General features: G+C 55.9%; 3 protein-coding genes. 1 reads left to right on the forward strand and 2 read right to left on the reverse strand.

The window, feature by feature from the left end:
- On the reverse strand, positions 1 to 312 hold a 312-nt coding region (locus ACXJ5O_RS26900; protein WP_457302578.1), incomplete at its 3' end, for a carboxymuconolactone decarboxylase family protein.
- Positions 309 to 1,115, reverse strand: coding sequence for a 3-oxoadipate enol-lactonase (gene pcaD, locus ACXJ5O_RS26905; RefSeq protein ID WP_457302579.1), 807 nt, complete (start codon positions 1,113 to 1,115; stop codon positions 309 to 311). The genes ACXJ5O_RS26900 and pcaD, both read right to left, overlap by 4 nt.
- A 98-nt stretch (positions 1,116 to 1,213) precedes the next feature.
- On the opposite strand from pcaD, the gene ACXJ5O_RS26910 reads away from it, so the two are divergent.
- Positions 1,214 to 1,437 (forward strand): LysR family transcriptional regulator (locus ACXJ5O_RS26910; protein ID WP_457302580.1); only part of this gene is annotated, 224 nt, incomplete at its 3' end.

Genomic DNA, 1,437 nt, shown 5'->3' on the forward strand with positions numbered 1-1,437 from the left:
GTGCAGCAGCGCCTCGCAAATATCGTCCTGGGTAGCGCCAGTGTTCGCGGTAGCCTTGATATGCATGACCAGTTCCTCGTCCTGGCCCAATGCTGCCAACAGCGCGATGGTCACAATCGAGCGCTGCCGCTTCGTCCAGCCCGGCCGCGACCAGACATGACCCCAGGCGGCTTCAGTGATAAGCTCTTGAAATGGCTTGTCAAAGTCCGTCTTGTTTGCCTCAGCGCGATCGACATGCGCATCGCCGAGGACAATCCGGCGCGTCGCCATGCCTTCAGCATAGCGATGGGAAGGAACGTCTGCAGACGTCATGCTCTTTCTCCAAGTTGGAACTCGTCGATGAACGCTCGTATCACCGCCGTCAGCGCTTCCGGCTGCTCCACGCAGGGAATATGTCCGGCATCCTTGATCACCTCGTAACGAGCGCGCGGAATGAGCTTCGCCAGCGAAAGCACAACTTCCGGTGGCGTCGACCCATCCTGATCCCCGACGATGCAAATGGTCGGGACCGCGATGCGCGAGGCTTCGGTTGTAAAATCGGCATCGCGCAACGCGGCACACGTCCCGATATACCCTCCGATGGCCTGCCGGGTCAGCATATTGCGATATCCGGCAAGTTCGTCGCGACGCCGCTTGTGGAAGGGAGGAGTGAACCATTTTTCGAGCACCCCATCCGCAATGGCTTCAATGCCCCCTTGCTCAAGCGCCGCGATGCGGGCAGCCCACATTTCCGCCGAGCCGATCTTATGGGCGGTATCGCAAAGGATAAGTGCACGGACCAGATCTGGCCGCGTCGCATAAAGCCCTTGTGCCACCAGCCCGCCAACCGACAGACCACAGATAATCGCATTCCTGACCTCGAGATAATCAAGGAGCCCTGCAAGGTCAGCGGTGTGATCATCGATGGAGTAGGGCGTCGTACCAATATCCGAAAGACCATGTCCGCGCATGTCATATGTCACGATGGCGAAATCGCCGACGAGCCGAAGAATTACATCGCGCCAGATACGGAAGTCGGTACCAAGCGAATTGGCAAAGACCAACACGGGCTTGCCTTCCGGTCCACCGATCAATTGATAGTGCAGTGTTACGCCATTGCTAGAAACGAATTGCACAGAAGCCTCCCATTCAATAAACCACCTTGGATTATCCATCTGGTTAGGTAAAATGATATTATATCGCATTCTCTTAACTGATGGGTTATGAAATGCTGATGATCGACAGTCGCATCAAATTTCGCCATCTTCAAACTTTTCTGGAAGTCGCGCGTCAGAAGAGCGTTATGAAGGCGGCAGCTATCCTTCATATCAGTCAACCGGCCGTCACCAAAACAATCCGTGAAATGGAAAGCGAGCTTGGCGTTGCCGTATTTGAACGCGACGGCCGTGGCATCAGGATCACGCGCTATGGAGAGGTGTTCCTGCGCCATGCCGGCGC

It is taken from the genome of Phyllobacterium sp. P5_D12 (assembly GCF_054049495.1).